This window comes from Rhizobium sp. FKL33, from assembly GCF_005222915.1.
GTDB lineage: Bacteria > Pseudomonadota > Alphaproteobacteria > Rhizobiales > Rhizobiaceae > Rhizobium_E.
The window spans coordinates 1-22,243 of sequence record NZ_STFX01000016.1; the positions used below are offsets into that span (position 1 = coordinate 1).

Annotated in this window: 23 protein-coding genes; 10 read left to right on the forward strand and 13 right to left on the reverse strand. The window is 62.9% G+C overall.

Features of this window, described 5'->3' with window-relative positions; all coding sequences use genetic code 11:
* Positions 1-82: 82 nt before the first annotated feature.
* Positions 83-2,284 carry a type ISP restriction/modification enzyme gene (locus tag E8Q41_RS09690; protein ID WP_137155336.1) on the forward strand — a complete coding sequence of 734 codons (2,202 nt, stop codon included), beginning with the start codon at positions 83-85 and terminating at the stop codon, positions 2,282-2,284.
* 3 nt (positions 2,285-2,287) lie between these two features.
* Positions 2,288-2,548 (forward strand): hypothetical protein, encoded by a 261-nt coding sequence (locus tag E8Q41_RS09695; RefSeq protein ID WP_137155337.1) that lies wholly within the window; start codon positions 2,288-2,290, stop codon positions 2,546-2,548.
* A gap of 24 nt (positions 2,549-2,572) precedes the next feature.
* Here E8Q41_RS09695 and E8Q41_RS09700 read toward each other — a convergent pair whose 3' ends face one another.
* Positions 2,573-3,172, reverse strand: coding sequence for a hypothetical protein (locus tag E8Q41_RS09700; RefSeq protein ID WP_137155338.1), 600 nt, complete (start codon positions 3,170-3,172; stop codon positions 2,573-2,575).
* 165 nt (positions 3,173-3,337) lie between these two features.
* On the opposite strand from E8Q41_RS09700, the gene ade reads away from it, so the two are divergent.
* Positions 3,338-5,035 (forward strand): adenine deaminase, encoded by a 1,698-nt coding sequence (ade, locus tag E8Q41_RS09705; protein ID WP_137155339.1) that lies wholly within the window; start codon positions 3,338-3,340, stop codon positions 5,033-5,035.
* A gap of 58 nt (positions 5,036-5,093) precedes the next feature.
* On the opposite strand, the gene E8Q41_RS09710 is transcribed toward ade, so the two are convergent.
* Together E8Q41_RS09710 and E8Q41_RS26110 are read right to left on the reverse strand one after the other, a co-directional pair.
* On the reverse strand, positions 5,094-5,462 hold the full coding sequence (locus tag E8Q41_RS09710; protein ID WP_170976431.1) for an Atu4866 domain-containing protein: 369 nt from the start codon (positions 5,460-5,462) through the stop codon (positions 5,094-5,096).
* The gene (locus E8Q41_RS26110; protein WP_281405303.1) at positions 5,455-5,589 is read right to left on the reverse strand and encodes a hypothetical protein; all 135 of its coding nucleotides are present in this window, start codon (positions 5,587-5,589) and stop codon (positions 5,455-5,457) included. Before E8Q41_RS26110 ends, E8Q41_RS09710 begins: the two co-directional genes overlap by 8 nt.
* 202 nt (positions 5,590-5,791) lie before the next feature.
* On the opposite strand from E8Q41_RS26110, the gene E8Q41_RS09715 reads away from it, so the two are divergent.
* From E8Q41_RS09715 to E8Q41_RS09725, 3 genes are all read left to right on the forward strand, one after another.
* A complete protein-coding gene (locus tag E8Q41_RS09715; RefSeq protein ID WP_137155341.1) occupies positions 5,792-6,691 on the forward strand; it encodes an AraC family transcriptional regulator in 900 nt (299 codons plus the stop codon).
* 74 nt (positions 6,692-6,765) lie between these two features.
* Positions 6,766-7,122 (forward strand): hypothetical protein, encoded by a 357-nt coding sequence (locus tag E8Q41_RS09720; protein ID WP_137155342.1) that lies wholly within the window; start codon positions 6,766-6,768, stop codon positions 7,120-7,122.
* 59 nt (positions 7,123-7,181) lie between these two features.
* On the forward strand, positions 7,182-8,567 hold the full coding sequence (locus E8Q41_RS09725; RefSeq protein ID WP_137155343.1) for a multicopper oxidase domain-containing protein: 1,386 nt from the start codon (positions 7,182-7,184) through the stop codon (positions 8,565-8,567).
* Positions 8,568-8,658: 91 nt separating this feature from the next.
* On the opposite strand, the gene E8Q41_RS09730 is transcribed toward E8Q41_RS09725, so the two are convergent.
* Together E8Q41_RS09730 and E8Q41_RS09735 are read right to left on the reverse strand one after the other, a co-directional pair.
* Positions 8,659-9,051 carry a PIN domain-containing protein gene (locus E8Q41_RS09730; RefSeq protein WP_137155344.1) on the reverse strand — a complete coding sequence of 131 codons (393 nt, stop codon included), beginning with the start codon at positions 9,049-9,051 and terminating at the stop codon, positions 8,659-8,661.
* Positions 9,048-9,278, reverse strand: a complete 231-nt coding sequence (locus tag E8Q41_RS09735; RefSeq protein WP_170976432.1) for a type II toxin-antitoxin system VapB family antitoxin — start codon at positions 9,276-9,278, stop codon at positions 9,048-9,050. Before E8Q41_RS09735 ends, E8Q41_RS09730 begins: the two co-directional genes overlap by 4 nt.
* 128 nt (positions 9,279-9,406) lie before the next feature.
* On the opposite strand from E8Q41_RS09735, the gene E8Q41_RS09740 reads away from it, so the two are divergent.
* The 3 genes from E8Q41_RS09740 to E8Q41_RS09750 all read left to right on the forward strand — a co-directional run bounded on the left by E8Q41_RS09740 (position 9,407) and on the right by E8Q41_RS09750 (position 11,151).
* Entirely contained in the window at positions 9,407-9,757 is a 351-nt protein-coding gene (locus tag E8Q41_RS09740) for a cupredoxin domain-containing protein (protein WP_205910383.1), read from the forward strand.
* A 4-nt stretch (positions 9,758-9,761) separates the two neighbouring features.
* Positions 9,762-10,586: an FTR1 family protein gene (locus E8Q41_RS09745; RefSeq protein ID WP_137155346.1), complete on the forward strand. Its 825-nt coding sequence runs from the start codon at positions 9,762-9,764 to the stop codon at positions 10,584-10,586.
* Between the two features lie 109 nt (positions 10,587-10,695).
* Positions 10,696-11,151, forward strand: coding sequence for a GNAT family N-acetyltransferase (locus E8Q41_RS09750; protein WP_137155398.1), 456 nt, complete (start codon positions 10,696-10,698; stop codon positions 11,149-11,151).
* Positions 11,152-11,153: 2 nt separating this feature from the next.
* On the opposite strand, the gene E8Q41_RS09755 is transcribed toward E8Q41_RS09750, so the two are convergent.
* From E8Q41_RS09755 to E8Q41_RS09770, 4 genes are all read right to left on the reverse strand, one after another.
* Positions 11,154-11,585, reverse strand: coding sequence for a potassium channel family protein (locus E8Q41_RS09755; RefSeq protein ID WP_137155347.1), 432 nt, complete (start codon positions 11,583-11,585; stop codon positions 11,154-11,156).
* Between the two features lie 44 nt (positions 11,586-11,629).
* Complete coding sequence (gene guaD / locus E8Q41_RS09760) at positions 11,630-12,943, reverse strand: guanine deaminase (RefSeq protein ID WP_137155348.1); 1,314 nt, start codon at positions 12,941-12,943, stop codon at positions 11,630-11,632.
* A gap of 110 nt (positions 12,944-13,053) precedes the next feature.
* Positions 13,054-14,115: a hypothetical protein gene (locus tag E8Q41_RS09765; RefSeq protein ID WP_137155349.1), complete on the reverse strand. Its 1,062-nt coding sequence runs from the start codon at positions 14,113-14,115 to the stop codon at positions 13,054-13,056.
* A gap of 123 nt (positions 14,116-14,238) precedes the next feature.
* Positions 14,239-15,474 carry a urate hydroxylase PuuD gene (locus E8Q41_RS09770; RefSeq protein WP_137155350.1) on the reverse strand — a complete coding sequence of 412 codons (1,236 nt, stop codon included), beginning with the start codon at positions 15,472-15,474 and terminating at the stop codon, positions 14,239-14,241.
* A 244-nt stretch (positions 15,475-15,718) separates the two neighbouring features.
* Between E8Q41_RS09770 and E8Q41_RS09775 the strand changes: the two genes are divergently transcribed.
* Entirely contained in the window at positions 15,719-16,804 is a 1,086-nt protein-coding gene (locus E8Q41_RS09775) for a DUF1176 domain-containing protein (RefSeq protein ID WP_137155351.1), read from the forward strand.
* A gap of 9 nt (positions 16,805-16,813) precedes the next feature.
* On the opposite strand, the gene E8Q41_RS09780 is transcribed toward E8Q41_RS09775, so the two are convergent.
* From E8Q41_RS09780 to xdhA, 4 genes are read right to left on the reverse strand one after another with little or no spacing between them, the layout of a single operon-like run.
* Entirely contained in the window at positions 16,814-17,401 is a 588-nt protein-coding gene (locus E8Q41_RS09780) for a tetratricopeptide repeat protein (RefSeq protein WP_170976433.1), read from the reverse strand.
* A gap of 55 nt (positions 17,402-17,456) precedes the next feature.
* Positions 17,457-18,263, reverse strand: a complete 807-nt coding sequence (gene xdhC, locus E8Q41_RS09785; RefSeq protein ID WP_137155353.1) for a xanthine dehydrogenase accessory protein XdhC — start codon at positions 18,261-18,263, stop codon at positions 17,457-17,459.
* Positions 18,264-18,269: 6 nt separating this feature from the next.
* On the reverse strand, positions 18,270-20,606 hold the full coding sequence (xdhB, locus tag E8Q41_RS09790; protein ID WP_137155354.1) for a xanthine dehydrogenase molybdopterin binding subunit: 2,337 nt from the start codon (positions 20,604-20,606) through the stop codon (positions 18,270-18,272).
* Complete coding sequence (xdhA, locus tag E8Q41_RS09795) at positions 20,603-22,081, reverse strand: xanthine dehydrogenase small subunit (protein WP_137155355.1); 1,479 nt, start codon at positions 22,079-22,081, stop codon at positions 20,603-20,605. The genes xdhB and xdhA overlap by 4 nt, the downstream gene beginning before the upstream one ends.
* Between the last annotated feature and the right edge of the window lie 162 nt (positions 22,082-22,243).

Consider the following 22,243-nt stretch of genomic DNA (forward strand, 5'->3'; position numbering starts at 1 on the left):
CAACCTCTTCAATCGAGCCGAATGCTGGAACTTCTTCAAAGCGGCAGGATGTGCCCCGGATTAATCGTACGATGCTCTAGGCGTGTTGCGCAAGATTGCCGAGACGGTGGCAGGCGACATGGGCGAAGGTGCAGTGCCAGCCGCCATTGCCGCCGCTGCAAATCGTCTGATCGGCTTCGAGCTGCAATTCGGCCCCTTTGCGGTGGCGCAGCTTCGGCTCATCGCCGAGTTTCAGGAATTGATGGTGGTAGGCGAAGGCAAATCGGCCAAACTGCCGGCGCTCAGACTCTTCATCACCGATACGCTGGGTAACCCCTACGTAGAGGATGAGTGGCTGCCGCAGGTCATGCAGCCCATCGCGACCTCGCGCAAAGAGGCCAACGCTATCAAGAAGGGGCAGCCGATTACGGTGGTCATCGGCAATCCGCCGTACAAGGAAAAGGCCGACGGGCGCGGCGGCTGGATCGAAGCGGGCTCAAAGGGACATGCCGCACCAATGGAATGGTGGCGTCCACCAGTCGAATGGGGCGTCTCCGCCCATACCAAACATCTGAAGAACCTTTATGTCTATTTCTGGCGCTGGGCGACCTGGAAGGTGTTCGGGACGGGCAACAATGCGGCCACCGGCGCGCCGGACAAGGATGATGAAGGGGTAATCTGCTACATCACGGTCGCCGGCTTTCTCAATGGCCCCGGCTTCCAGAAGATGCGCGAGGATCTGCGCCGAACTGCCAGTCGGATCTGGGTCATCGACTGTTCGCCGGAGGGCCACCAGCCGGAAGTGGCGACCCGCATTTTCCAGGGCGTGCAGCAACCCGTCTGTATCGTGATCGCAGCCAAAAAGCTCGGTAAGAATGCAGTCCACCCCGCAGACGTGCGCTATCTGCCGCTGCCGGCGGGACGCCGGGAAGACAAGTTCAAGGCGCTCGAAACGCTGTCTTTGGACAGTGCGGATTGGGTGGAATGTCCGGATGGCTGGCGCGACGCCTTCCTGCCCGAAGCCACCGGCGCCTGGGCCGACATGCCGCCGCTGAAGAGCTTCTTTGTCTATGACGGCTCAGGGGTGATGCCGGGGCGGACTTGGACGATCTCCCCAGATGTCTCAACGTTAACAAAGCGCTGGAGCAGACTGAGGCTGGAACAAGATCTCACTAGAAAGGAGTCGCTATTTCATCCTCAACTTAGAAAAGGTGCCGTGGCGAGTCGTCACATTCGTAAAATAGTAAACCAAGATCTGGGCGCTATTCGAACAAGGCAATTATCCATCGCGGAGGACGATGGAGAGATGCCCGAAGCAGTTCGGTATGCTTTTAGGAGCTTTGATCGTCAATGGTTGATAGGCGATGCACGCTTGCTGAATGATTCTCGTCCTCAACTTTGGGATGCATTGTCTAACCACCAAGTGTTTGTGACAGCGTTGGAGGCTTCTTCTCCGGGTGACGGACCTGCCATCACATTTACGGAATTGATACCTGATCAAGACCATTTTAAGGGCTCGTTTGGCGGTCGTGTAATGCCGCTCTGGCGCGATGCCGCCGCCAGTCAGTCGAATATCCGCCCGGAGCTTTTGACCCTCCTCGCCGACGCCTATGGACAGGAAATCGCGCCTGCCGATGTCATGGCCTATATCGCCGCCACACTCGCCCATCCGGCGTTTACGGCGCGTTTCAAGGACGATCTCGTCCAGCCGGGCCTTCGCGTGCCGCTGACGGCGGATGCTGGCTTGTTTTTCGAGGCGGTCGCGCTGGGGCGAGAGGTGATCTGGCTGCATTGCTATGGCGAGCGCTTCACCGACCCCGCAAGCGGTCGCCCCAAGGGACCGCCGCGTTTGCCGCCGGCTGACGCGCCGCGCATTCCAGCCGATGGCGCCATTCCCGGCGCGCCGGAACCGCTGCCGGATGTGATCGACTACCAGCCGGAAAACCGCAGGCTGATCATCGGCAAGGGTTTTGTCGACAATGTGCCGAAAGAAGTCTGGGATTACGAGGTGTCCGGCAAGCAGGTGCTGCGGCAATGGTTCAGCTATCGCAAACTGGATCGCTCCCGCCCCATCATCGGCGACCGCCGCCCGCCGTCGCCGCTGGATAGAATCCAGCCAGATCATTGGCTTGCGGAGTACACCAGCGACCTGATGAACCTTCTGCACGTGCTCGGTCGCCTGGTTCGACTCGAACCGGCTCAAGCCAACCTCCTGCAACGCATCTTGGATAAGCCGATGCTTAGCCTTGAAAAGGCCGGAACAGACGGGGACAATGCGCCTCAGGCAGATTCTGAGACGATGTAAGACATGAGCAGAGCCCAACTCGACTTGTTCGCCCAGCAGGCGGACATGTTTCCCAAGGAGCCGGCCTCCTACAAGCCGAACCCTGATCGGGTGCGCGGCAAGCTCAACGCGGTCTTGACCGAGATGCGTGCCGCGCAATCCATGCCCTGGAACCGCAAGACCCAGGCCTTTCATCAGCTCGTCTTTCCCCAGATGACCCGCTCCCTGCCCGAGGACGAAGCGGCGGCGCTCCGCTTCGCCTCGAAGCCGAATGGCAAAGGCTAACCGGCGACTAACGGTTTCGTCTACTCACTTCATCACCATGTCCCGCCCGGCGTGGTCGCGCAGGCTTTCACGCACCGGCATCGCCTCGATCAGGCTGTAGCCCCGATGATCGTGTGAGAAATAGGCGGTGATCTCGTAGATCCCGCTGTTCAGGCCGCCGATATAGCGGCAGATGGCGACCAGACGCGGGCCGGCGGACAAACCGGTGACGGCGATGTCGCTCCTCGTCTGCACGCTGCCGGAGCGGAGATCGGCAAGCGCGCCGGCATGGACGCGCGGGGCGAGCAGTCGCGCGACATCGGAGGGTTTAGGGCAGATCACCGCCGAGGCGTCGACCAGCCGATAGGCGCGGTTCGGCCCCGCCTTGCGCTCCACCGAGACGGTAAAAGGCCGGGCTTTCGGTCCCTCGGCGCGGCCGACGCATGCCCAGCGCTGCGCCTCCGTGGGGCTGGCAACCGGCAGGCAGCCATAGAGGCGGCTCATGGTGCGGCTCGCGGGTCCGGCTTCGGCGGCGATCGTGCGGTTGATCTCATCGGCCTGGGGCGCGCCGTGACGCGGGGGCATGGCGTCCGCAGCGGTGGCGGCAAGCGTGGCGACGGCAGTCAATGCGAGCAGTTTCAACATCATGGCCTCCTGTTTGGGTGTTGATGACGCCAGTATCGTCAGAGTGCGCGCCCGCGTCTGTCACCCCGGGGACAAGGTTGTGTGGACGCAGATTTCGGATGCGGGGACGTGACCCCCGGCCTCGCCCCCGCTACACTCGCCGAAACAACGGAATCGGAGCAGGCTATGAGCGAACTCGAACGGATGATCGATGCGGGAACGGGCCGCACACCGGCGGACATCGTGCTCAAGGGCGGACGCTTCTATGATCTGGTGACCGGAGACCTGGTCGCCTCGGACATCGCCATCACCGGCGACCGCATCGTCGGGACCTATGGCGACTACAAGGGTGCCGTCGAGATCGACATCACGGGCCGCATCGTCGTGCCCGGCTTCATCGACACGCATCTGCACATCGAGAGTTCGCTGGTCACCCCGCATGAATTCGACCGCTGCGTGCTGCCTTACGGCGTGACCACGGTCATCTGCGATCCGCATGAGATCGCCAATGTGCTGGGCACCGAAGGGCTGCAGTTTTTCCTCGATTCGGCAGCGGAAACCATCATGGACATCCGCGTCCAGCTCTCCTCCTGCGTGCCGGCCACGCATCTGGAGACGGCAGGAGCGGATCTGCCGATCGAGCGGCTGCTGCCCTTCCGCAAGCATCCCAAGGTGATCGGCCTGGCCGAATTCATGAATTTTCCGGGCGTGATCCACAAGGATCCCATCGCCATGGCCAAGCTCGAAGCCTTCCAGGGCGGCCATATCGATGGGCATGCGCCGCTGCTCTCGGGCTATGGGCTGAATGGCTATATCTCAGCCGGTATCCGCACCGAGCATGAGGCGACCTCGGCAGAGGAAGCCATGGAGAAGATCCGCAAGGGCATGCATATCCTGATCCGCGAAGGCTCGGTGTCGAAGGATCTCAAGGCGCTGACGCCGCTGTTCACCGAACGCCTGTCGCCCTTCATCGCGCTCTGCACCGATGACCGCAATCCGCTCGATATCGCCGAGCAGGGCCATCTCGATTATCTCATCCGCACGGCGATCGCCGATGGCGCAGATATCCTCGCCGTCTATCGCGCCGCCTCGATTTCGGCGGCCCGCGCTTTCGGCCTGATGGATCGCGGCCTGGTGGCGCCCGGTCGCCGCGCCGATCTCGTCGTCATCGACAGTCTGGAAAACTGCAAGGCCGATATGGTGTTCTCCGGCGGTCGCAAGGTCACGGAAGCGCTGTTCGCCAGCCGCAAGCCGGTCGCGCCCGTCGGAACCGACAGCGTGCGCGCGCCCGAAATCACGGCGGCCGATTTCGCGGTCCCGGCGCGGCAGGGCGAAAGCTCCGTGCTCGGCGTCATCCCCGGCAAGATCATCACCGAACACCGCCGGCATCGCCTGCCATCTCGAGGGAATCAGGCAAGCGTGGACCTCGAAAACGACATCCTGAAAGTCTCGGTGATCGAACGGCACGGCAAGAACGGCAATCGCGCCGTCGGCTTCGTCCAGGGTTTCGGCCTCAAGAAAGGCGCAATCGCCTCCACCGTCGGCCATGACAGCCACAATATCTGCGTGGTCGGAGCAGACGATGAGGACATGGCGGTTGCGGTCAGGCGCCTCAGCGAAATCCGCGGCGGCTTCGTGGTGGTCGAGGGCGGCAAGGTAACCGGCGAAATCGCCCTCCCCGTCGCGGGTCTGATGAGCCTTGAGCCCTATGAAAGCGTCCGAGACACGCTGCATCACCTGCGCGAGGCGGCTTACGCGCTGGGCTCGACGCTGCAAGAGCCTTTCCTGCAACTCGCCTTCCTGCCGCTGCCGGTGATCCCGCATCTAAAAATCTCGGATAAGGGGCTGGTCGACGTCGACAAATTCGAACTGATCGACGGATGAGGCATGAAAAAAGGCGGGCGCCCCTCGGCCCCGCCTTTTTTCGTCTCTTCGCTTCCATTCAGCGCCGGTAGAAGATCATGCCGGCGTGATAAAGAATGCCATCCTTGTAAGCGCCTTCGCTGCGCAAGCCGGAGTCGTCGTAATAGGCGACCTTGTCGCCGTCGATTTCATAGCGGCCCTGGCGGGTCGGCCTGTCGATCACGGCGTTGCGCTCCACGAAGCGGCCATCCGCGCGCACTTCGCGCTGCACCTGGCCGTCGCCGGTGATCCACATGCCCACCAGACGATTGAGCGTGTCGACCTCCTCGGCGCGAACCTCCTGCTTGCGCTTGACCGTATCGCCGAACGCCTTGCCGAAGATTCCGAATGCCGCGATCATCGAAAACACCACCGCCATTGCATTGATCAAAAATCCACCGTCACCCATTGATCCACCTCGCTTCCGCCTGCCGCTCGCGCTCCTCGTTGAACGCAATGATTTTGTCGCGCAACATCTTGAACATCCTGAGCGGGACATCCCATCTAATGGCGATGTGAAGCTGGTCGTTTTTCATGGTTCTCGCTCCTTCCATCTCAGGTTCGTCGTTTTGTGCAACACGGCCAATATGGGGGAAGAGGCAGCCGCAGCGGTAGACCGATCCTCCGGAAGGATTGCACATTCCTACAAAGGTTAGCATGCAACCATTTCCTGCCCCGATCGGACATGCTAGTAATAAGCCATGAAATCAGGCGAAAAGTGGTTCCCAAGGTGACAAGATGAAGAAATCTCAGGAGCTTGCGTTTCTTATTGCACATTACGCCAAGGAGGACGGCGTCGTCGCCACCAAGGTTCCCAGGCTTTTCACGGCGCGGATCTCCTCGCCGTCCGAGCCGGCGCATGGCGTTCACTCGGCCTCAATCTGCTTTATTGCGCAAGGCCGCAAGCAGGTGGCGATGGGCGATCAGCTGTTTACCTATGGCGCGGGCCAGCATCTGGTGGTGTCGATGGACCTGCCGGTGGTGGGCCAGGTCATCGAGGCGAGCGCGGACCGACCCTATCTTTGCCTAAAACTCGATCTCGATATGGAACTCTGCGCCGAGATGCTGCTCAAATATCCCGGCGGCCCCAAGAACGACGCCAAGCTCGGCGCGGCCTTGGGCGAGACGCCGGAACCGCTGATGGATGCGGCGATCCGCCTGCTGAAGCTGAATGAAACGCCCGATGACATCGCCGAACTCGCGCCGTTGATCGAACACGAGATCATCTATCGGCTGCTGCAGGGGCCGCAGGGTTGCTGCATCCGCCGGGCGCTGACGCCGGAAAATCATCATCGCCACATCGGCCGCGCGATCAACTGGATCAAGGAGCATTACGACCGGCCGATTCGCATCGAGGATGTCGCCTCGGTCTCCGGCATGAGCCCGTCGTCGCTGCACCAGCATTTCCGCGAAGCGACCACGCTGAGCCCGCTGCAATATCAGAAGCGCCTGAGGCTGCAGGAGGCGCGACGGCTGATCCTCACGCAGTCGCTCGACGCCGCCAGCGCCGGCCATACGGTCGGCTATGACAGTCCCTCGCAGTTCAGCCGCGAATATAAGCGCCTGTTCGGCGCGCCGCCGGCCCGCGATATCGAACGTCTCCGGCGCTCGCCGGTCGCGGCGCAGGCCGAGGCGTGACCGCCCGCGACGTCGAAGCGCTTGGCGAATTGGCCATACGGGTCTATGATCGACATCTAAACGAAGGACGAGCCATGCCGCGTCTGCCTCTCCTGCTGATGTTGATAGGCCTGCTGGCGGGGTTGATGTCCCTACCGGGCGCTGGGCGCGCGTCCGGTGTTTCGGCGGCGGCTCCGTCCCATCATGCGATGATGCAGCATGACCACGCGGCTATGGCCGATCCTATCGGCGACCACCAGGCCAACCACGACAGCGCCGCGCAGAAATGCGCCGCCTGGTGCCTGGCGTCGCTCCTGTCGCTGCCGGCTGAACCCTATGTCGACGCAGCGCATGAAGAGAGCGACGCGACACTGTCGCCCGCCCTGCAGGCGCGGCTGACCGGCCGCGATCTCGCGCCGGGGCTCGAGCCGCCGATCCCCTCTTTCGCCTGACATGCCGCTGCGGCGCGGACCGCGCCGTCACGAAAAGCACAAGTCGAAAGAGACACATCATGAAACGCAGAGATTTTCTCGCGGGCGCCGTCGCGCTCGCCGGCGGCGCGGCCCTCGGCCTGCCCGCTCCCGCCCGGGCTGCGGCCCGCGCCCTGACGATTTCCACCCGAACGCTTGAGGTCAGCGGCCGCCCCGCGACCGTCTATGGCCTGACTGGCCCGGACGGGCGCCCGGGCCTGACATTTACGCCCGGCGACGCTTTCCGCGTCGACCTCGCCAACAGGCTCGAGGAAGACACGATCGTGCATTGGCACGGGCTGACGCCGCCGATCGATCAGGACGGCGTCGCCCATACCGGCGGCATGCTGAAGCCGGGCGAGACAAGAGCCTATGACTTCCTGCTCGACCGGCCCGGCACATACTGGATGCATGCCCATACGTTGCAGGAACAGAACCTGCTCGCCGCGCCGCTGATCATCCATTCGAAGCAGGATCTGGCCGCCGATCGCCAGGAGGTCGTCATGCTGCTGCACGACTTCTCCTTCACGCCGGCAGAGGAACTGCTGGGACGCCTGACCTCCGGACAGGGGCATGGCGGCATGACGCATGGCTCCATGGACGACGCCTCCGGCATGAGCGGCTCGATGATGACGATGGACCTCAACGACATCGAATACGACGCCTATCTCGCCAATGACCGCACGCTGGACGACCCCGAAATCATCACTGTCGAGCGCGCGGGCCGCGTCCTTCTGCGCATCATAAACGGCGCGACATCGACCGGCTTCACCATCGACACCGGCGCCCTGACAACTCAAGCGGTCGCGATCGATGGCCAGCCGATCACGCCGATCGAGGGAAAGCTCTTCCCGCTCACCATGGGCCAGCGCATCGACCTCCACGTCGACATCCCCAAAGACGGCGGCGCTTTCCCGATCATCGCCCGCCGCGAAGGGACCCCGCACCGAACGGGACTGGTTCTCGCCACCAAGGGTGCGGCGATCCGGAAAATCGCGTCGATGGGCGAAACCGCCGGGCCGGTTCTCGATCTCGCCTTCGAAGCAAAACTGCAGGCCACCGCGCCGCTTGCGGCCCGCCCCGCCGCAAAGCGCTTCATGGTTCATCTGACCGGCGACATGGCGAGCTACCAGTGGGGCATGGCGGGCGCGGAGGACATCACGACGACTTCAGGTGAAAGGATCGAGATCGCGATGATGAACATGTCGATGATGGCCCACCCCATGCATCTGCACGGCCATCATTTCCAGGTGACCGCCATCGACGGCGCGCCCCTGTCCGGCGCGCTGCGCGACACGGTGCTGGTCCCGCCGATGAAGACCGTGACCATCGCCTTCGACGCCGGAACACAAGGCGACTGGGCCTTTCACTGCCACCATCTCTATCACATGGTTCAGGGCATGATGGCGCATGTGAAGGTGGGCTGATGGCCCTGCCGATGACAGGAACGAGGGCTACCTGACGCCAGCCAACGGAGCGCCGCCGAAGATCGCCAATCATCGGCGGCGCCGACATTTGTCACCATTGCCTTAGGCCGAGATGCTCCACCATCGGCTGATAGTCACGGTCGGAATGGAGAAGAGCGCATCCCTGATCCAGACAATAAGCGCCAATGATCAGATCAGGCGTTTTGCGGACGGTCACGCCTCTGCTCCTCAGAAAGCGAAAACAAGCCGCCGCCGCGACAGCGATATCGACGTTGAGCATGTTGACGACCGTGAAGCGCCGCAACAATCGCTCAAGCTTGGCGGCATGCGCGTTGTCCCGCGCGCCTTGGAGGATCTCCAAGAGAACCAGATCCCCAAGCAACAGCTCATCTTTGTCGACGATGCCGCTGAGCCGCGCCGTCTCTTCCGTGCGCAGATCTCTCAGCCAGTCAATCCAGACGGATGTGTCGACGACGACCTTCACCCATTCCAGCCTTCTCTGATCTCGTCGAGATTTCCGTTCCAGCCGGCTCCGCGAAGCGCCTCAAGCGCCTTTTGCCGCTCGCCACGATCGATGGCCGCACGCAAGGCTTGTTCGACGGTGTCTCTTTCCGATTTTCCGCCTGTCGCCTTCATCGCGCGCTCAAGCAGCGATGCTTCCACATCCACTTTTGTTTGCATGCTCGCCTCGCCTGTACGTACCGCCATCATATGTCCGCCGCAGCTCCACGCGCAAGCGCCTCCCCCATCCCGCTGACGCCATGTTTCAGCCATATTCGAGGCGAAGGAAACCAGACAACGGTCATCCACTTTGATGTTGACCGCACATGGAGAACGCCATGAACCTTCCCATCCTCACGTCCCTCCTTCTCATGACTTCAGCCGCCGGCGTCGCCCATGCCGCCGGCATGACGCCGACCAATTCGTCTGGCCAGATCGAACTGACGCTGGACGAACACGAATTCGATCCGGCCGAAATCCATGTGCCGGCGGGAAAGCCGGTGCAGATCCTGATGAAGAACGAGGACGGCACGCCGGAAGAATTCGACTCGCATGATCTCAAGACCGAGAAGGTCGTCGCCGGTCATGCGACGGGGATCATCCGGCTCCGTCCGCTGGCCAAGGGCGACTATCATTTCATGGGCGAGTATCACTCCGACACCGCCCAGGGCGTGATCGTGGCGGAATGATCCCATGCTTTCCGCGCTGATCATCGTTTTCCGGGAAATGCTGGAGGCCGGGTTGATCCTCGGCGTCGTTCTCGCCGCCACGCGCGGTCTCAGCCACAGGCTGCCCTGGCTTGCGGGCGGCGTGGCTCTCGGCATCGCCGGCGCGCTTCTCGTGGCGGTGTTCGCCGAGGCGATCGCCGGCCTGTTCGATGGCGCCGGCCAGGAACTGGTCAACGCCGCCATCCTGCTTCTCGCCGTGGGCATGCTCGCCTGGCACAATGCCTGGATGGCGAGCCATGGCCGGGAGATGGCCCGCGATCTCAAGACGCTCGGCGCCGAGGTGGCCCAGGGCGCGCGGCCGCTGCGGGCGCTGGCCGTGGTCTGCGGCGTCGCCGTCATGCGCGAGGGGTCGGAAGTGGTGCTGTTTCTCTATGGCGTGGCCTCCGCCGGCGGCGATAGCGCGAGCGACATCCTCATCGGCGGTCTTCTCGGTCTCGCGGGCGGCGCGGCGGTGTCGGCGCTCCTCTATCTCGGCCTGATCTCCATCCCCATGCGCTATTTGTTCGGGTCGCTGTCCCTGCTGATCTCGCTGCTCGCGGCCGGCCTCGCCGCCCAAGCCGTGACCTTCCTGCAAAGCGCCGGCTATCTGATGGAATGGACCGATCCGCTCTGGGACACGTCGTGGATCCTGTCGCAGGATTCCATGGTCGGCCGCGTGCTGCACACGCTGATCGGCTATTTCGACCGACCAGACGGCATGGAGCTGGCCGCCTATATCGCCGCGCTCCTGGCGATGCTCGCGCTCAAGCAGATTGCCTCGCCAAGGCCCGGCGCGGTCGCGGCGCGCTGACTTTTCAACAGAGGATCGACCCGCGGCGCGCTTCAGACGAAGCCCGCGGGTTTATCTTTGTCCAAAGGATTGCTACCCAGCCGCCATGATGACAGCTCTCGTGACACCCATGACCTTCCACATTTCGCTTGAAGACCCCGGCCAGCCCGAGGTGCTGAAACTGCTCGCAGACGGCGAAGCCTATGGGGCGGCGCTCTATCCGGCGGAAAGCAACCACTATCTTCCGATCGACGCCCTGCGCGCCGCCCATGTCCGTTTCGTAGTCGCCCGCGATGACCACGGGCAGGCGGTGGGCACCGGCGCGATCGCCCTCAATGACGGCTGGGCGGAGCTCAAGCGCATGTGGGTGGCGCCCGCCGCGCGCGGACGGGGCCTCTCGAAGATGCTGCTCGCCAATCTCGAAGCCCGCGCCACAAGCGCCGGCATTTTCGTGATCCGGCTGGAAACCGGCATCGAGAACCACGAAGCGCTCGGTCTTTACGAGCGCTCCGGCTATGTCAGGCGCGAGGCTTTCGCCGATTACCTGCCCGATCCGCTCAGCGTCTTCATGGAAAAGAGCTTCTGAACCTAGAAGTGTTCGCCGGAGCGGAAAGGGCCGACCCGGATGCCGGCGGCGATGAGATAGGCGGTCGACCAGCCTATCAGCAGAAAGCCGTTCACGCCTTCCAGCGCGGCGAACAACCGCCACCCATGCGCCGGCACCACATCGCCATAGCCGACGGTGGAAAAGGTGATGGTGGAGAAATAGAGCGCAGTCGGAAAATCCGGAACGACGCCCAGGAGCGTGTAGCAAGCGGCCCAGAGCCAGACCTGCACCGTCAACACGGCGAAGATGCCGATCACGACGGTGTTCATCGCCAGCACGCGGCTGCGATGGCCATGCAGCCGGAAGCGCCCCGTGAGCCAGGTCATCACATGGGTGACCGCCATCAGCCCCCAGGTGTGAATGAGGACCGTCAGCGAGATGACCAGCGCGCCCAGGCCGAGATTGACGATCATCGATGTCCCCTTGATTGTCGCATGTCGACAATAGGGAGCGCAAATCAGCCGGGCAACCGTGATTTTGCCGGCTGGCCTGCGACATAGGTCTCGGCGATGGCGCGATCGTCGCCCAGCGTCTGCAGAAGGAACAGTTCCTCGGCCAGCGTCGTGACGACTTCCATCTTCAGCGCCATGGCGGGCGTCGCCTGCGCGTTCAGCAACACGAAATCGGCGTCATGGCCGATCTCCAGCGCCCCGATGCGATCGGAAAGCCCAAGCGCCTCGGCATTGCCGCGCGTCATGCGATAGAAGCTTTCGAAGGGCGTCATGCGCTCGCCCTGCAACTGCAGCACCTTGTAGCCTTCATCCAGCGTCCTCAGCATCGAGTAGGAGGTGCCGCCGCCGATATCGGTGGCGACAGCCACGCGCACCGGCTTCTCCCGCTTGGTCAGGCGCTTCAGGCCGAACAGGCCGGACCCGAGAAACAGGTTGGAGGTCGGGCAGAACACGGCGACCGAACCGCTCTCGCTCATGGCGTCCGCCTCGCGGTCGGAGAGATGGATGCAATGGCCGAACAGGCTCTTGGGGCCCAACAGGTCATAATGCGCGTAGACATCCGTATAATCTTTCGCCGCCGGATAAAGCTCCTGCGTGAAGCGGATCTCGTCGTGATTTTCCGACAGATGCGTCTGGATATGCAGATCGGGATATTCCCGCGCCAAGGCCTGCGAGGCCTCCATCTGCTCGGGCGTCGAGGTGATGGCGAAGCGCGGGGTGATGGCGACATGGTTGCGCCCCTTGCCATGCCAGTCGGCGATCACCTGCTTGGTCTCGTCATAGCCTTGCTGGGCGGTGTCGCGCAGCCCTTCCGGCGCATTGCGGTCCATCATCACCTTGCCGCCGACCATCAGCATGTTCCGCCTGAGGCTCTCGGCGAAGAACATGTCGGCGGAGACTTTGTGGACCGAACAATAGGCCACCGCCGTCGTCGTGCCATGGCGGATCAACTCGTCGAAGAAGCGGATGGCGATGCGCGCGGCATGCGCCTGATCGGCGAAACGCTGCTCCTCGACGAAGGTGTAGGTGTTCAGCCATTCCAAGAGATTGGCGGCGTAGGAGCCGATGACCTGCATCTGCGGGAAATGCAGGTGCATGTCGATGAATCCGGGCGTCAGGAGATAGGGCCGATGATCGGCCGTCTCGACATCCGCGGGCGCGCGCCCGGCGACTTCGGCGAAATCGCCGAGATCGGCGATCATTCCATCCGAAACCAGCACGCCGCCATCCTCGACATAGCGATAGGCCGAGACGTCACTGATGCCCTCGGGCTCGCGATGGAAGGAGAGAAGGCGCGCGCGGATCAGGAGCGGTTTCATGAAAACCCTTGTGTCGAACAGAAGATGGGGAAGCCTAGCGAAAGGGGATGATAGGCTCAAGCAGGATCGCTGTCAGAGACGAACACTTCAGCCGTTCATTCAGGCGGCGGTCAATCGATCAGGTCGGAAAAGTCGACCTCGTCGCGGAACAGGTCGACATAATCGCGCACCATATCGCGGTTGGCGTCCGACATGCGCTGACCGCGTCCGACAACGCCCTTGTTAAACTTCAGCGTCGGCTTGCCGGTATTCGCCACGATGGCGGCGGCGATGCGATCGACGCCCGCCGGAGCGCCGATATAGGTGGCGAGCTTTTCGGCGAAACCGACAGGCTCGCCCTTGATGTCCTCTTCATAGGAGATCCACAGCGGTGCAACCTGCCCCATAGCCTCGCATTTCCGCCAGGAGGCGTAGAATGACAGGTACCAGGGCAAATACAGCCGGATCAGCGTCGCCATCCGCTTGTCGTCCGACATGTCCCTATAGGCATGCGGCAGATGGGTGAAAAAGTAGAATCTGTCTGCGGAATGAGAGCGCGCCGCTTCAAGGCACATGTCGTCGAGGCTGACCAAGGAATCGAGCAGGTTGCGCTTCAGCAGGATTGGCTTGACCTGATAGAGAGCAAGCTGAGCAGCCAGATAGGGCGTGCAGCGGACATGCTGCTGCGACACGAAGCCTGTCGGAATGAAGCAGGCGCGCAGTAGCGCCAATTCATCCATCTCATGTTCGCGCATGGCCGCGCCTAGAACGCCTGCATTCTGCAACCGCGCCACCGGCAAGGTCAGCAGCGATTCCTGTGCGCCGAGCGCGTGCACCAAGACTGCGGACAGGAAGGTCGACGCCGTCTTGCGGGGGCAGGCCAGCAGGATGCGCGGCGCACGCACAGTCTGGACAGCCTTTTTCATGCGCAGGACGATGTCGGCGAATTCGGTCAACCCGATTTGCGGACCCCGCCACATGCGGGCGGCGTAACCGTCGTCAGGGACATAAAGGGGATTGGACAGTCCGACGGAGCAGGCGATCTGCCGTTGCACTGGATCGGGAAGCCCGGTCATCAATTCCTGGACCAGAGCGGCCAGCTTGGCGGGATCCGTGGTGTTGACCACCTTGGCGACCATCTGCTGGACGATCGCCTGGGCATCGACGCCGGATTGCGGGCTGGGAGAGGTCATGGCTGGGTCGCGCTTTCCTGTTGGTCATCGCCGGATCGCAGCGCGGGAAGCCGCGCACGGAACGACGGATGCCCGAGAGCTAAAGCGACAAGCTGGCGCGGACCTGTTCCGAGGCTCTGCTCGTCAATTCGTCCGCGCGGCGATCGCGCTTTCATACCAGGCCGTCAGCAGCTTGCGCTCTTCGGGCGAGATTTCGGTCACGTTTCCGGGCGGCATGGCGTGACTGCGGCCGGCCTGCAGATAGATCTCGCGGGCATGCATGGCGATGCGGGTCTCGGTGTCCAGCATCACCTGCTTGGGCGGAAACACCACGCCGTCCCAGACCGGTTCGGCCGCATGGCACATCGAACAGCGCGACGAGACGGTTTCCACCACCTGGGCGAAATGCGCGTCGTTGCGGAATTTCTCGAACACCGGCGACAGCTTGGCGTCTTCTTCCCCGGTCAGGACCTTGGGAACGGTCGACAGCCACATGATCAGCACGAAGAGCAGGATCGTCACCAGCCAGGTCCAGTGCGGATGACCCTTGCGGGCATGCACCGTGTTGAACCAGTGGCGGATCGACACGCCCATCAGGAAGACGAGGCCGGCGATGATCCAGCTATACTGCGTGGCGAACGCCAGCGGATAGTGGTTCGACAGCATGAAGAAGATCACAGGCAGCGTCAGATAATTGTTGTGCAGCGAGCGCTGCTTGGCGATCACGCCATATTTCGGATCCGGCGTGCGGCCCGCCTTGAGATCCGCCACCACGATCTTCTGATTGGGGATGATGATGAAGAAGACGTTGGCCGACATGATGGTGGCGGTGAAAGCGCCGAGATGCAGGAAGGCGGCGCGGCCGGAGAAGATCTGCATATAGCCCCAGGCCATCGCCACCAGGAGCACGAACAGGATCGCCATCAGGCCCCAGGTGTTCTTGCCCAGCGGCGACTTGCAGAGCGCGTCGTAACAGATCCAGCCGATCGACAGCGAGCCCATCGAGATCAGGATCGCGACCCAGTTGGGCACGTCGAGAAGATGCCGGTCGATGAGGAAGAGATCGGCGCCGCCGTAATAGACCACCGCCAGCATGGCGAAGCCGGAGAGCCAGGTCGTATAGCTCTCCCATTTGTGCCAGGTGAGATGCTCGGGCATTTCCTTGGGCGCGACCAGATATTTCTGCATCTGGTAGAAGCCGCCGCCATGCACCTGCCATTCCTCGCCATAGACGCCCGCCGGCAGGCCAGGCCGCTTGACCAGGCCAAGATCGACGGCGATGTAGAAGAAAGACGAGCCGATCCAGGCGATCGCCGCGACCACATGCAGCCAGCGCACGGCAAATGCCAACCATTCCCAGGCCATGGCGTAATCGTACATTCCAATCCCCTCTTTTTATTCGACTCGCAACTTTGCAGAAGAGCAGGCCCCCTGAAAAGGGCCGATGATGCAGCGCACAGAAATTAGCGTGATCACATCCGCATTGGTCTGTGGTATGGAACGACTTCGCCTGCGGATTTTCGAGCGGCAAAGCCGCTTGTGGGCGCCGTTCTATAAGGCTAGCCTGAAATTGGAGAACGGCCCGGTCGTGGGGACGAATGGCCGCTGACGATCCGGGGGAACCATGAAGGCATTTGCGAGAGCGTGCGCAGCGCTGCTGATGATATCGGCGGCCGCTCAAACGGGACGGGCGGAAGAGCCGTCGATCGATTTGAAGCTGTTCGGCAAGCAGGAGATCGAGGGCGGCCTGAGCGCCTGCCATCTCGCCTTCTGGCAACGCAACAAGGACCCGGACGCCGACCAATACGCCTATATCCTCTACATGCCCTATGACGGCGAGGGCAAACCGACCCAGGCGCGGATCGAGATCGGCAAGGAGAAGATCGCGCTCAAGGAAACGGCGCGCGGCGACATCGACCTGCCGTCGCGCCTCGGCTATCGTCTCTATTCGAGCGACGATGAAGCCACCCATGTGATCCTGCACATCATGGAGGCGTCGGAAGAAGGGTCGCTCGTGACCGTCGACAGGGCGCGGATCACGGTGGTGCGGGAGAATCTGCCGCCATTCGTGGCGGGCGCCAAGGGCGTGATCGGCTGTCCTGGATCGTCGACCGCCGCGGCGACGGCCACACAGGATGCGCCGGGCGCGGAAAGTGCGCCGACCACGGCCGCCGCCCTGCCCTATGCCGGGCCTGATGGCCTGCCGATCGGCGCGCCGAAAGTGCTAGCCTCGACCAAGGACGTGCCGGCTGCCATCCGCAAGGAGATCGCCGCTTACGCGCCCGACCAATGCAGCGACCCCGAAACGCTCGCTTATCCCGGCCAGCGCTATCAGCTATCGGAAAGCTCGATACTCTGGGAAGTTCCCTGCTTCCTCGGCGCCTATCAGGGATCGAGCGTCTTCGCCATCACCCAGGATCCGCCCGGCGACTGGGCGACGCTGCTGAGCCTGCCCAATCCGCCGGCGCTGGAAGGCGAAAACAATGTCCAGATGATGAGCGCCGAGGTGAAGCCGGAGCGCGGCCTGTTCATATCGACCGATCTCGGCAGCGGCGGCGGCGATTGCGGCGTCTATCGCGTCTTCCGCCTGATGGATGCGCCGGGCGAAACCCTCGAATTGCAGTTGATGGAATATCGCGAAAAGGTGAATTGCGACGGCGTGGTGAGCGAGCCCCCGTCCTGGCCGCTTCAGTTCAGCGCGGCGAACTGAGCGTGTCCGTCACGCCTCGACCAGATCGAGCAGGCGCAGCGCCTCGGCATTGCCGGGATCGAGGGTGAGCGCTCGTTGTCCGAGATCGGCGGCGCGCTGTTCGTCGCGGCATGCGATGCAGATCGACCCGAGTTCGGTGAGCGCCACGATATTGTCGGGCTCCAGCGCCAGCGCCGCCTCGAGCGCTTCGCGCGCTTTCCAGATCTTGCCGGCGCGGAACAGGGCCAGTCCGAGCTGGATCGCATGCTCCGCAACGCCGGGCTCCAGCCGCGCGGCGTTTTCGAAATGCGCGGCGGCGGCGACATAATTCTGGTTGCGGAGATGGATCGCGCCGATGCGCGCGTTGAGCAGCCCGACCTCTACGCCGAGGCTCAGCGTCTGGGAAAAGAGATCGGCGGCCTCGTTGACATGGCCGAGCCGCAGGAAGAGTTCGGCGATGTTGAAAGAAGCCTGGTGGGCGGTCGCCACGAGTTGATCGCCCCGGGCGCGGTCCTCGGCCAGCATCGGCGCGTCGCGACGCTTGGCGAAGGCAAGGGCCGCCTCGACGAGCGGCGCAAGCTTGTCGCGCTGTGCGCGGACCGCGTCGATATGGTTCATTCCGTTTTCCTGCATGGCCATCCGCCGAGCTTTGCCGTCCGAGACTTGCCCGAGCCTATTGCCCTCTGTTGGAGTGCGTGGGCGAAAGCAGCTTTTCCAGGAGCTCCGCCGCAACCAGCGCCGCAATCACTTCCGGCCGCTTGTCGCGCAACCGTTCGCCGCCGATCGGCAGGATGAGCCGCTCCAAGAGATCGGGGCCATAGCCTGAGTCGCGCAGATAGGAGGCGAAGACGCCGCGTTTGGTCTTGGAGCCGATCATGCCGACATAGGCAAGATCATCGCGCAACAATGCTTCCGAGGCGATCAGGAAATCCAGCGCGTGGTCATGGGTGAGAATGACCGCCGCGCCGCCCGGCCGGATCGCCGCCGCCGCCTCTTCCGGCATGGCCAGCAAGCGCCTGTTGATCTGAGGATCGAGAAGATCGAGCTCCTCGGGCCGGTTCTCGATGACCGTCAGCCGAAACGGCAAGGGCTCGAGCGCCCGCGCCAGCGCCCGGCCGACATGGCCCGCCCCAAACAGATAAACATCCGGCGCGCCTGCAGCCTGGCGGGTGAGCCGCGCTTCGATCTCATCCCGAAGCGCCTGATCCAGCCGTCTAAGCCTCAGCGACACGCGTCCGCCGCAGCATTGTCCGGTGTCGGGGCCGAGGGTGAAATCCATGCGCTGCTCGATGCGAGCGTCATTCAGCATCGCGCGGGCGAGATCGATGGCCTCGAATTCCAGATGCCCGCCGCCGACAGTGCCGTGAATGGACGCTGCGCCCACAAGCATGAAAGCCCCCGCCTCGCGCGGCGTCGAGCCCTTGGCGGAGACGACCTCGACCAGAACGAGGTCGCCGGCGGGTAGATGGGCGTCAGGCATCGACGATCAGGCCTTCCGCATCCGCTCCACCGCCATCAGCACGCGCTCCGGCGTCGCCGGCGCGTCGAGCTGCGGGCAACGCTTGTAATCGCCGACCGAAGCCACCGCCATCGACAGCGCTTCCAGCACGGAGACCCCGAGCATGAAGGGCGGTTCGCCGACCGCCTTGGAGCGGCCAATGGTCATTTCGCGGTTTTCCGACCATTCGGCCAGATTGACGTTGAAGATGGCGGGACGGTCGGAGGCGAGCGGGATCTTGTAGGTCGAGGGCGCATGCGTCCTGAGCCGGCCTTTGCCATCCCACCACAATTCTTCGGTGGTCAGCCAGCCCATGCCCTGCACGAAAGCGCCTTCCACCTGGCCTTTGTCGATGGCCGGGTTCAGCGACTTGCCGACATCGTGGAGAATGTCGGTGCGGTCGATGATATATTCGCCGGTCAGCGTGTCGATCGACACTTCCGAGCAGGACGCGCCATAGGCGTAGTAGAAGAACGGCCGGCCCATGCCCTTGGCGCGATCCCAATGGATCTTCGGCGTCTTGTAAAAGCCCGCCGCCGACAGATGCACCCGCGCCATATAGGCCTGCTTGATGAAGGTCGGGAACGGGATCTCCTCGTCGCCCACCCGCACGCGATTGGGCAGAAACTCGACCGACGCCGCCGGCACGCCCCATTTTTCCGCCGCGAAAGAATAAAGCCGGTCCTTCAACTGGCGCGCCGCGTCATAGGCGGCCATGCCGTTGAGATCGGACCCCGAAGACGCCGCAGTGGCCGAGGTGTTCGGCACCTTGCCGGTGGTGGTGGCGGTGATCTTGACCCGTTCGATATCGATCTGGAATTCGTCGGCGATCACCTGGGCGACTTTGGTGTAAAGGCCCTGCCCCATTTCCGTGCCGCCGTGGTTGAGATGAACAGAGCCATCCTGATAGATATGCACCAGCGCGCCGGCCTGATTATAGGGCGTGAAGGTGAAGGAGATGCCGAATTTCACCGGCGTTAGCGCAATCCCCTTGCGGATGATCCGCGAAGTCTTGTTGAACTCGATGATCGCGGCGCGGCGCGCCTGATAGTCTGCGCTCGTCTCCAACTCATCCACGATGCGGTGGATGACATTGTCCTCGACCTTCTGGTGATAGGGCGTCAGGCAGCGCTCATCACCCTCGATCGCGTAGAAATTCTTCTTGCGGATTTCGAGCGGGTCCTTGCCGAGCGCATAGGCGACTTCCTCGATGAGACGTTCGGCGCCCACCAGTCCTTGCGGGCCTCCAAAGCCGCGAAAGGCGGTGTTCGAGACGGTGTTGGTCTTGATCGGCTCCGAAGTGAGCAGCACGTCGGGATAGAAATAGGCGTTGTCGGCGTGAAACAGCGCCCGGTCTGTCACCGGTCCCGACAGGTCGGCGGCGAACCCGCAGCGGGCGGCGTAATTGGCTTTCACGGCGAGGATATTGCCGTCGTCGTCGAAGCCGGTTTCATACTCGACGAGGAAGTCATGCCGCTTGCCGGTCATGGTCATGTCTTCATCGCGGTCGGGGCGGAATTTCACGGCGCGCTTGAGCTTGCGGGCGGCGATCGCCGCAAGCGCGGCGAACTGGTTGCCCTGCGTTTCCTTGCCGCCGAAGCCGCCGCCCATGCGCCGGGTCATCACGGTGATGGCGTGGTTCGGCACATGCAGGATGGTCGCCACCATATGCTGCACTTCCGACGGATGCTGGGTGGACGACCAAATGGTCATCTCGTCGTCTTCGCCGGGAATGGCGAGCGCGATATGGCTTTCGAGATAGAAATGCTCCTGTCCGCCGATGCGCATCTGGCCCTTGAGGCGTCGCGGCGCCTTTTCGAGGCTTGATACGGCGTCGCCGCGCTTCAGCGTCATCGGCTTGGTCACCATGGGATAGTCGAGCGCGCGGGCGTCGACGATATCGGTGGCGTGCGGCAGGTCGCGATAGGTGAAACGGGCCTTGCGGGCCGCCGCGCGGGCGATCTCACGCGTCTCGGCCACCACGGCGAAGGCCATCTGGCCGTGGAATTCGACTTTCTTTTCGGCCAGCAGCGGCTCATCGCCGGTATGCCCGGGGCCAATGTCGTTATGGCCGGGAATATCCTTATGGGTCAGCACGAGCTTGACGCCCGGCGTCGCCTCGACCTCGGACAGATCCATCTCAAGGATTTCGGCATGGGCGCGGTCGGTGAGACCAGCCGCCATATGCAGCGTGCCCTCGGGCGCCTGCATGTCGTCGATATAATCGGCCTCACCGGTTACATGCTTGTGGGCGCTGTCATGTCGGCGATCCCGATGCATCGAGCCGGAGATTTCGGATTTGAAGGTCATGTCGATCTTGTTCATCGGGAGCCTCCCGCGACGCGGCGAACAAGCTCGGCTTCCTCGCCCTGCGTTTCCAGATAAAAGCGCGTCAAAAGATTGCGCGCCGTGGTCATGCGATAGTCCGCGCTCGCGCGCCAATCGCTGAGCGGCGAAAAATCTTCAGCCATCAACTCAGCGGCGGCGAGCACATTGGCTTCGGCCCATTCTTGACCCGACAACGCCGCCTCGACCGCCGCCGCCCGCTTGGGCGTGCCGGCCATGCCGCCAAAGGCGAGCCTGATCTCGGCTACCTTGCCATCGCCGTCGAGCCGCAGGAAAAACGCCCCGAGCACCGCGGTGATGTCCTCGTCGCGGCGCTTGGAGAGTTTGTAGACCGAGAAATGCGCGTCCTCTGGCAGATCGGGAACGCTGACGCTCTCGACGAATTCGTGCCGCTGCCGGTCCTGCTTGCCATAGTCGATGAAGAAGTCTTCGAGCGCCAGCGTTCGCGGCCCCTCTCGCGAGGCGAGCGTCAGGCTGGCGCCGAGCGCGATCAGCGCCGGAGGCGTGTCGCCGATCGGCGAGCCATTGGCGATATTGCCGCCGATCGTGCCCATATTGCGCACCTGTTCACCGCCAATGCGCGGCAGCAGCTTGCCAAAGGCAGGATGCGATGTGGAGAGAGCCGAAAGCGCCTGCGCATAGGTAACGCCCGCGCCGATGCGTGTTGCGCCATCCTTGTGTTCGATGGTCTGCAGCGCGTCAAGCCCGCCGATGAACACCACCGGATTGATGGGCCGCATATGCTTGGTCACCCAGAGCCCGACATCGGTGGAGCCGGCGACGATCGTGGCGTGCGGGTGCCGGGCGAGATAATCTGCGAGTTCAGCCGTGGTCGAGGGAATGAAGAAGGCGTCGTCGCCGGTAACGACCTCGACCGAACCCGACGCCTTGTTGGAGGTCAGTTCCTCCGTCACCCGATGACGCGTCGCCTCGATGGGATCGAAGACGTCGGCGGGTCGCAAACGCGCCACCTGCTCAGCCGCCTTCACAATCGGCTCGTAACCGGTGCAGCGACAGAGATTGCCCTGCAGCGCCTGCTCGATGCGGGCGCGAGACGGATTGTCCTCGGACAGCCACAGGCCATAGAGCGACATCACGAAACCGGGCGTGCAGAAGCCGCATTGCGAGCCGTGACAATCGACCAGCGCCTGCTGGATCGGATTGAGCATGCCCTCTGGGCTCTTGAGATGTTCGACCGTCACCACATGCGTCGCGTCGAGCGATCCCATGAAGCGGATGCAGGCATTGACGCTTTCATACACGAGACGCCCCTGCGAGAGACGTCCGACCAGCACGGTGCAGGCGCCGCAATCGCCTTCGGCGCAGCCTTCCTTGCTTCCGGTCAACCGCCGGTCCAGTCTCAGCCAGTCAAGCAGCGTCAAACGCGGCGAGATTGCGCCGAGTTCGACTGTTTCGCCATTCAGAATAAAGCGGATTGTGGAACGTGAAGTCATGATGCCGCCAGTCGCGATTTGAACCTAACATGACAGCCTGTGCGCAGATGCACAAAAGCGCAAGAGTCAATTTTGATCGCATTTACCTTTTGGTCAAACTCTCGCGGGCGCGCGGATGTGGAAGGCGCGTTTGTTTTCCTTTGACTTTCGTTTTGAGTTCAG

Excerpts from the sequence above, each read along its gene's own strand:
- E8Q41_RS09710 (WP_170976431.1), bottom strand. The coding sequence starts at position 5,462 with ATGGGTGACGGTGGATTTTTGATCAATGCAATGGCGGTGGTGTTTTCG.
- E8Q41_RS09700 (WP_137155338.1), bottom strand. The coding sequence starts at position 3,172 with ATGTTGAAACTGCTCGCATTGACTGCCGTCGCCACGCTTGCCGCCACC.
- E8Q41_RS09740 (WP_205910383.1), top strand. The coding sequence starts at position 9,407 with ATGAACCTTCCCATCCTCACGTCCCTCCTTCTCATGACTTCAGCCGCC.
- E8Q41_RS09755 (WP_137155347.1), bottom strand. The coding sequence starts at position 11,585 with ATGATCGTCAATCTCGGCCTGGGCGCGCTGGTCATCTCGCTGACGGTC.
- E8Q41_RS09735 (WP_170976432.1), bottom strand. The coding sequence starts at position 9,278 with ATGATGGCGGTACGTACAGGCGAGGCGAGCATGCAAACAAAAGTGGAT.
- E8Q41_RS09745 (WP_137155346.1), top strand. The coding sequence starts at position 9,762 with ATGCTTTCCGCGCTGATCATCGTTTTCCGGGAAATGCTGGAGGCCGGG.
- E8Q41_RS09720 (WP_137155342.1), top strand. The coding sequence starts at position 6,766 with ATGCCGCGTCTGCCTCTCCTGCTGATGTTGATAGGCCTGCTGGCGGGG.
- E8Q41_RS09775 (WP_137155351.1), top strand. The coding sequence starts at position 15,719 with ATGAAGGCATTTGCGAGAGCGTGCGCAGCGCTGCTGATGATATCGGCG.
- E8Q41_RS09770 (WP_137155350.1), bottom strand. The coding sequence starts at position 15,474 with ATGTACGATTACGCCATGGCCTGGGAATGGTTGGCATTTGCCGTGCGC.
- E8Q41_RS26110 (WP_281405303.1), bottom strand. The coding sequence starts at position 5,589 with ATGAAAAACGACCAGCTTCACATCGCCATTAGATGGGATGTCCCGCTC.
- xdhA (WP_137155355.1), bottom strand. The coding sequence starts at position 22,081 with ATGACTTCACGTTCCACAATCCGCTTTATTCTGAATGGCGAAACAGTC.
- E8Q41_RS09725 (WP_137155343.1), top strand. The coding sequence starts at position 7,182 with ATGAAACGCAGAGATTTTCTCGCGGGCGCCGTCGCGCTCGCCGGCGGC.
- xdhB (WP_137155354.1), bottom strand. The coding sequence starts at position 20,606 with ATGAACAAGATCGACATGACCTTCAAATCCGAAATCTCCGGCTCGATG.
- E8Q41_RS09780 (WP_170976433.1), bottom strand. The coding sequence starts at position 17,401 with ATGAACCATATCGACGCGGTCCGCGCACAGCGCGACAAGCTTGCGCCG.
- ade (WP_137155339.1), top strand. The coding sequence starts at position 3,338 with ATGAGCGAACTCGAACGGATGATCGATGCGGGAACGGGCCGCACACCG.
- E8Q41_RS09765 (WP_137155349.1), bottom strand. The coding sequence starts at position 14,115 with ATGACCTCTCCCAGCCCGCAATCCGGCGTCGATGCCCAGGCGATCGTC.
- guaD (WP_137155348.1), bottom strand. The coding sequence starts at position 12,943 with ATGAAACCGCTCCTGATCCGCGCGCGCCTTCTCTCCTTCCATCGCGAG.
- E8Q41_RS09695 (WP_137155337.1), top strand. The coding sequence starts at position 2,288 with ATGAGCAGAGCCCAACTCGACTTGTTCGCCCAGCAGGCGGACATGTTT.
- E8Q41_RS09715 (WP_137155341.1), top strand. The coding sequence starts at position 5,792 with ATGAAGAAATCTCAGGAGCTTGCGTTTCTTATTGCACATTACGCCAAG.
- E8Q41_RS09750 (WP_137155398.1), top strand. The coding sequence starts at position 10,696 with ATGACCTTCCACATTTCGCTTGAAGACCCCGGCCAGCCCGAGGTGCTG.
- xdhC (WP_137155353.1), bottom strand. The coding sequence starts at position 18,263 with ATGCCTGACGCCCATCTACCCGCCGGCGACCTCGTTCTGGTCGAGGTC.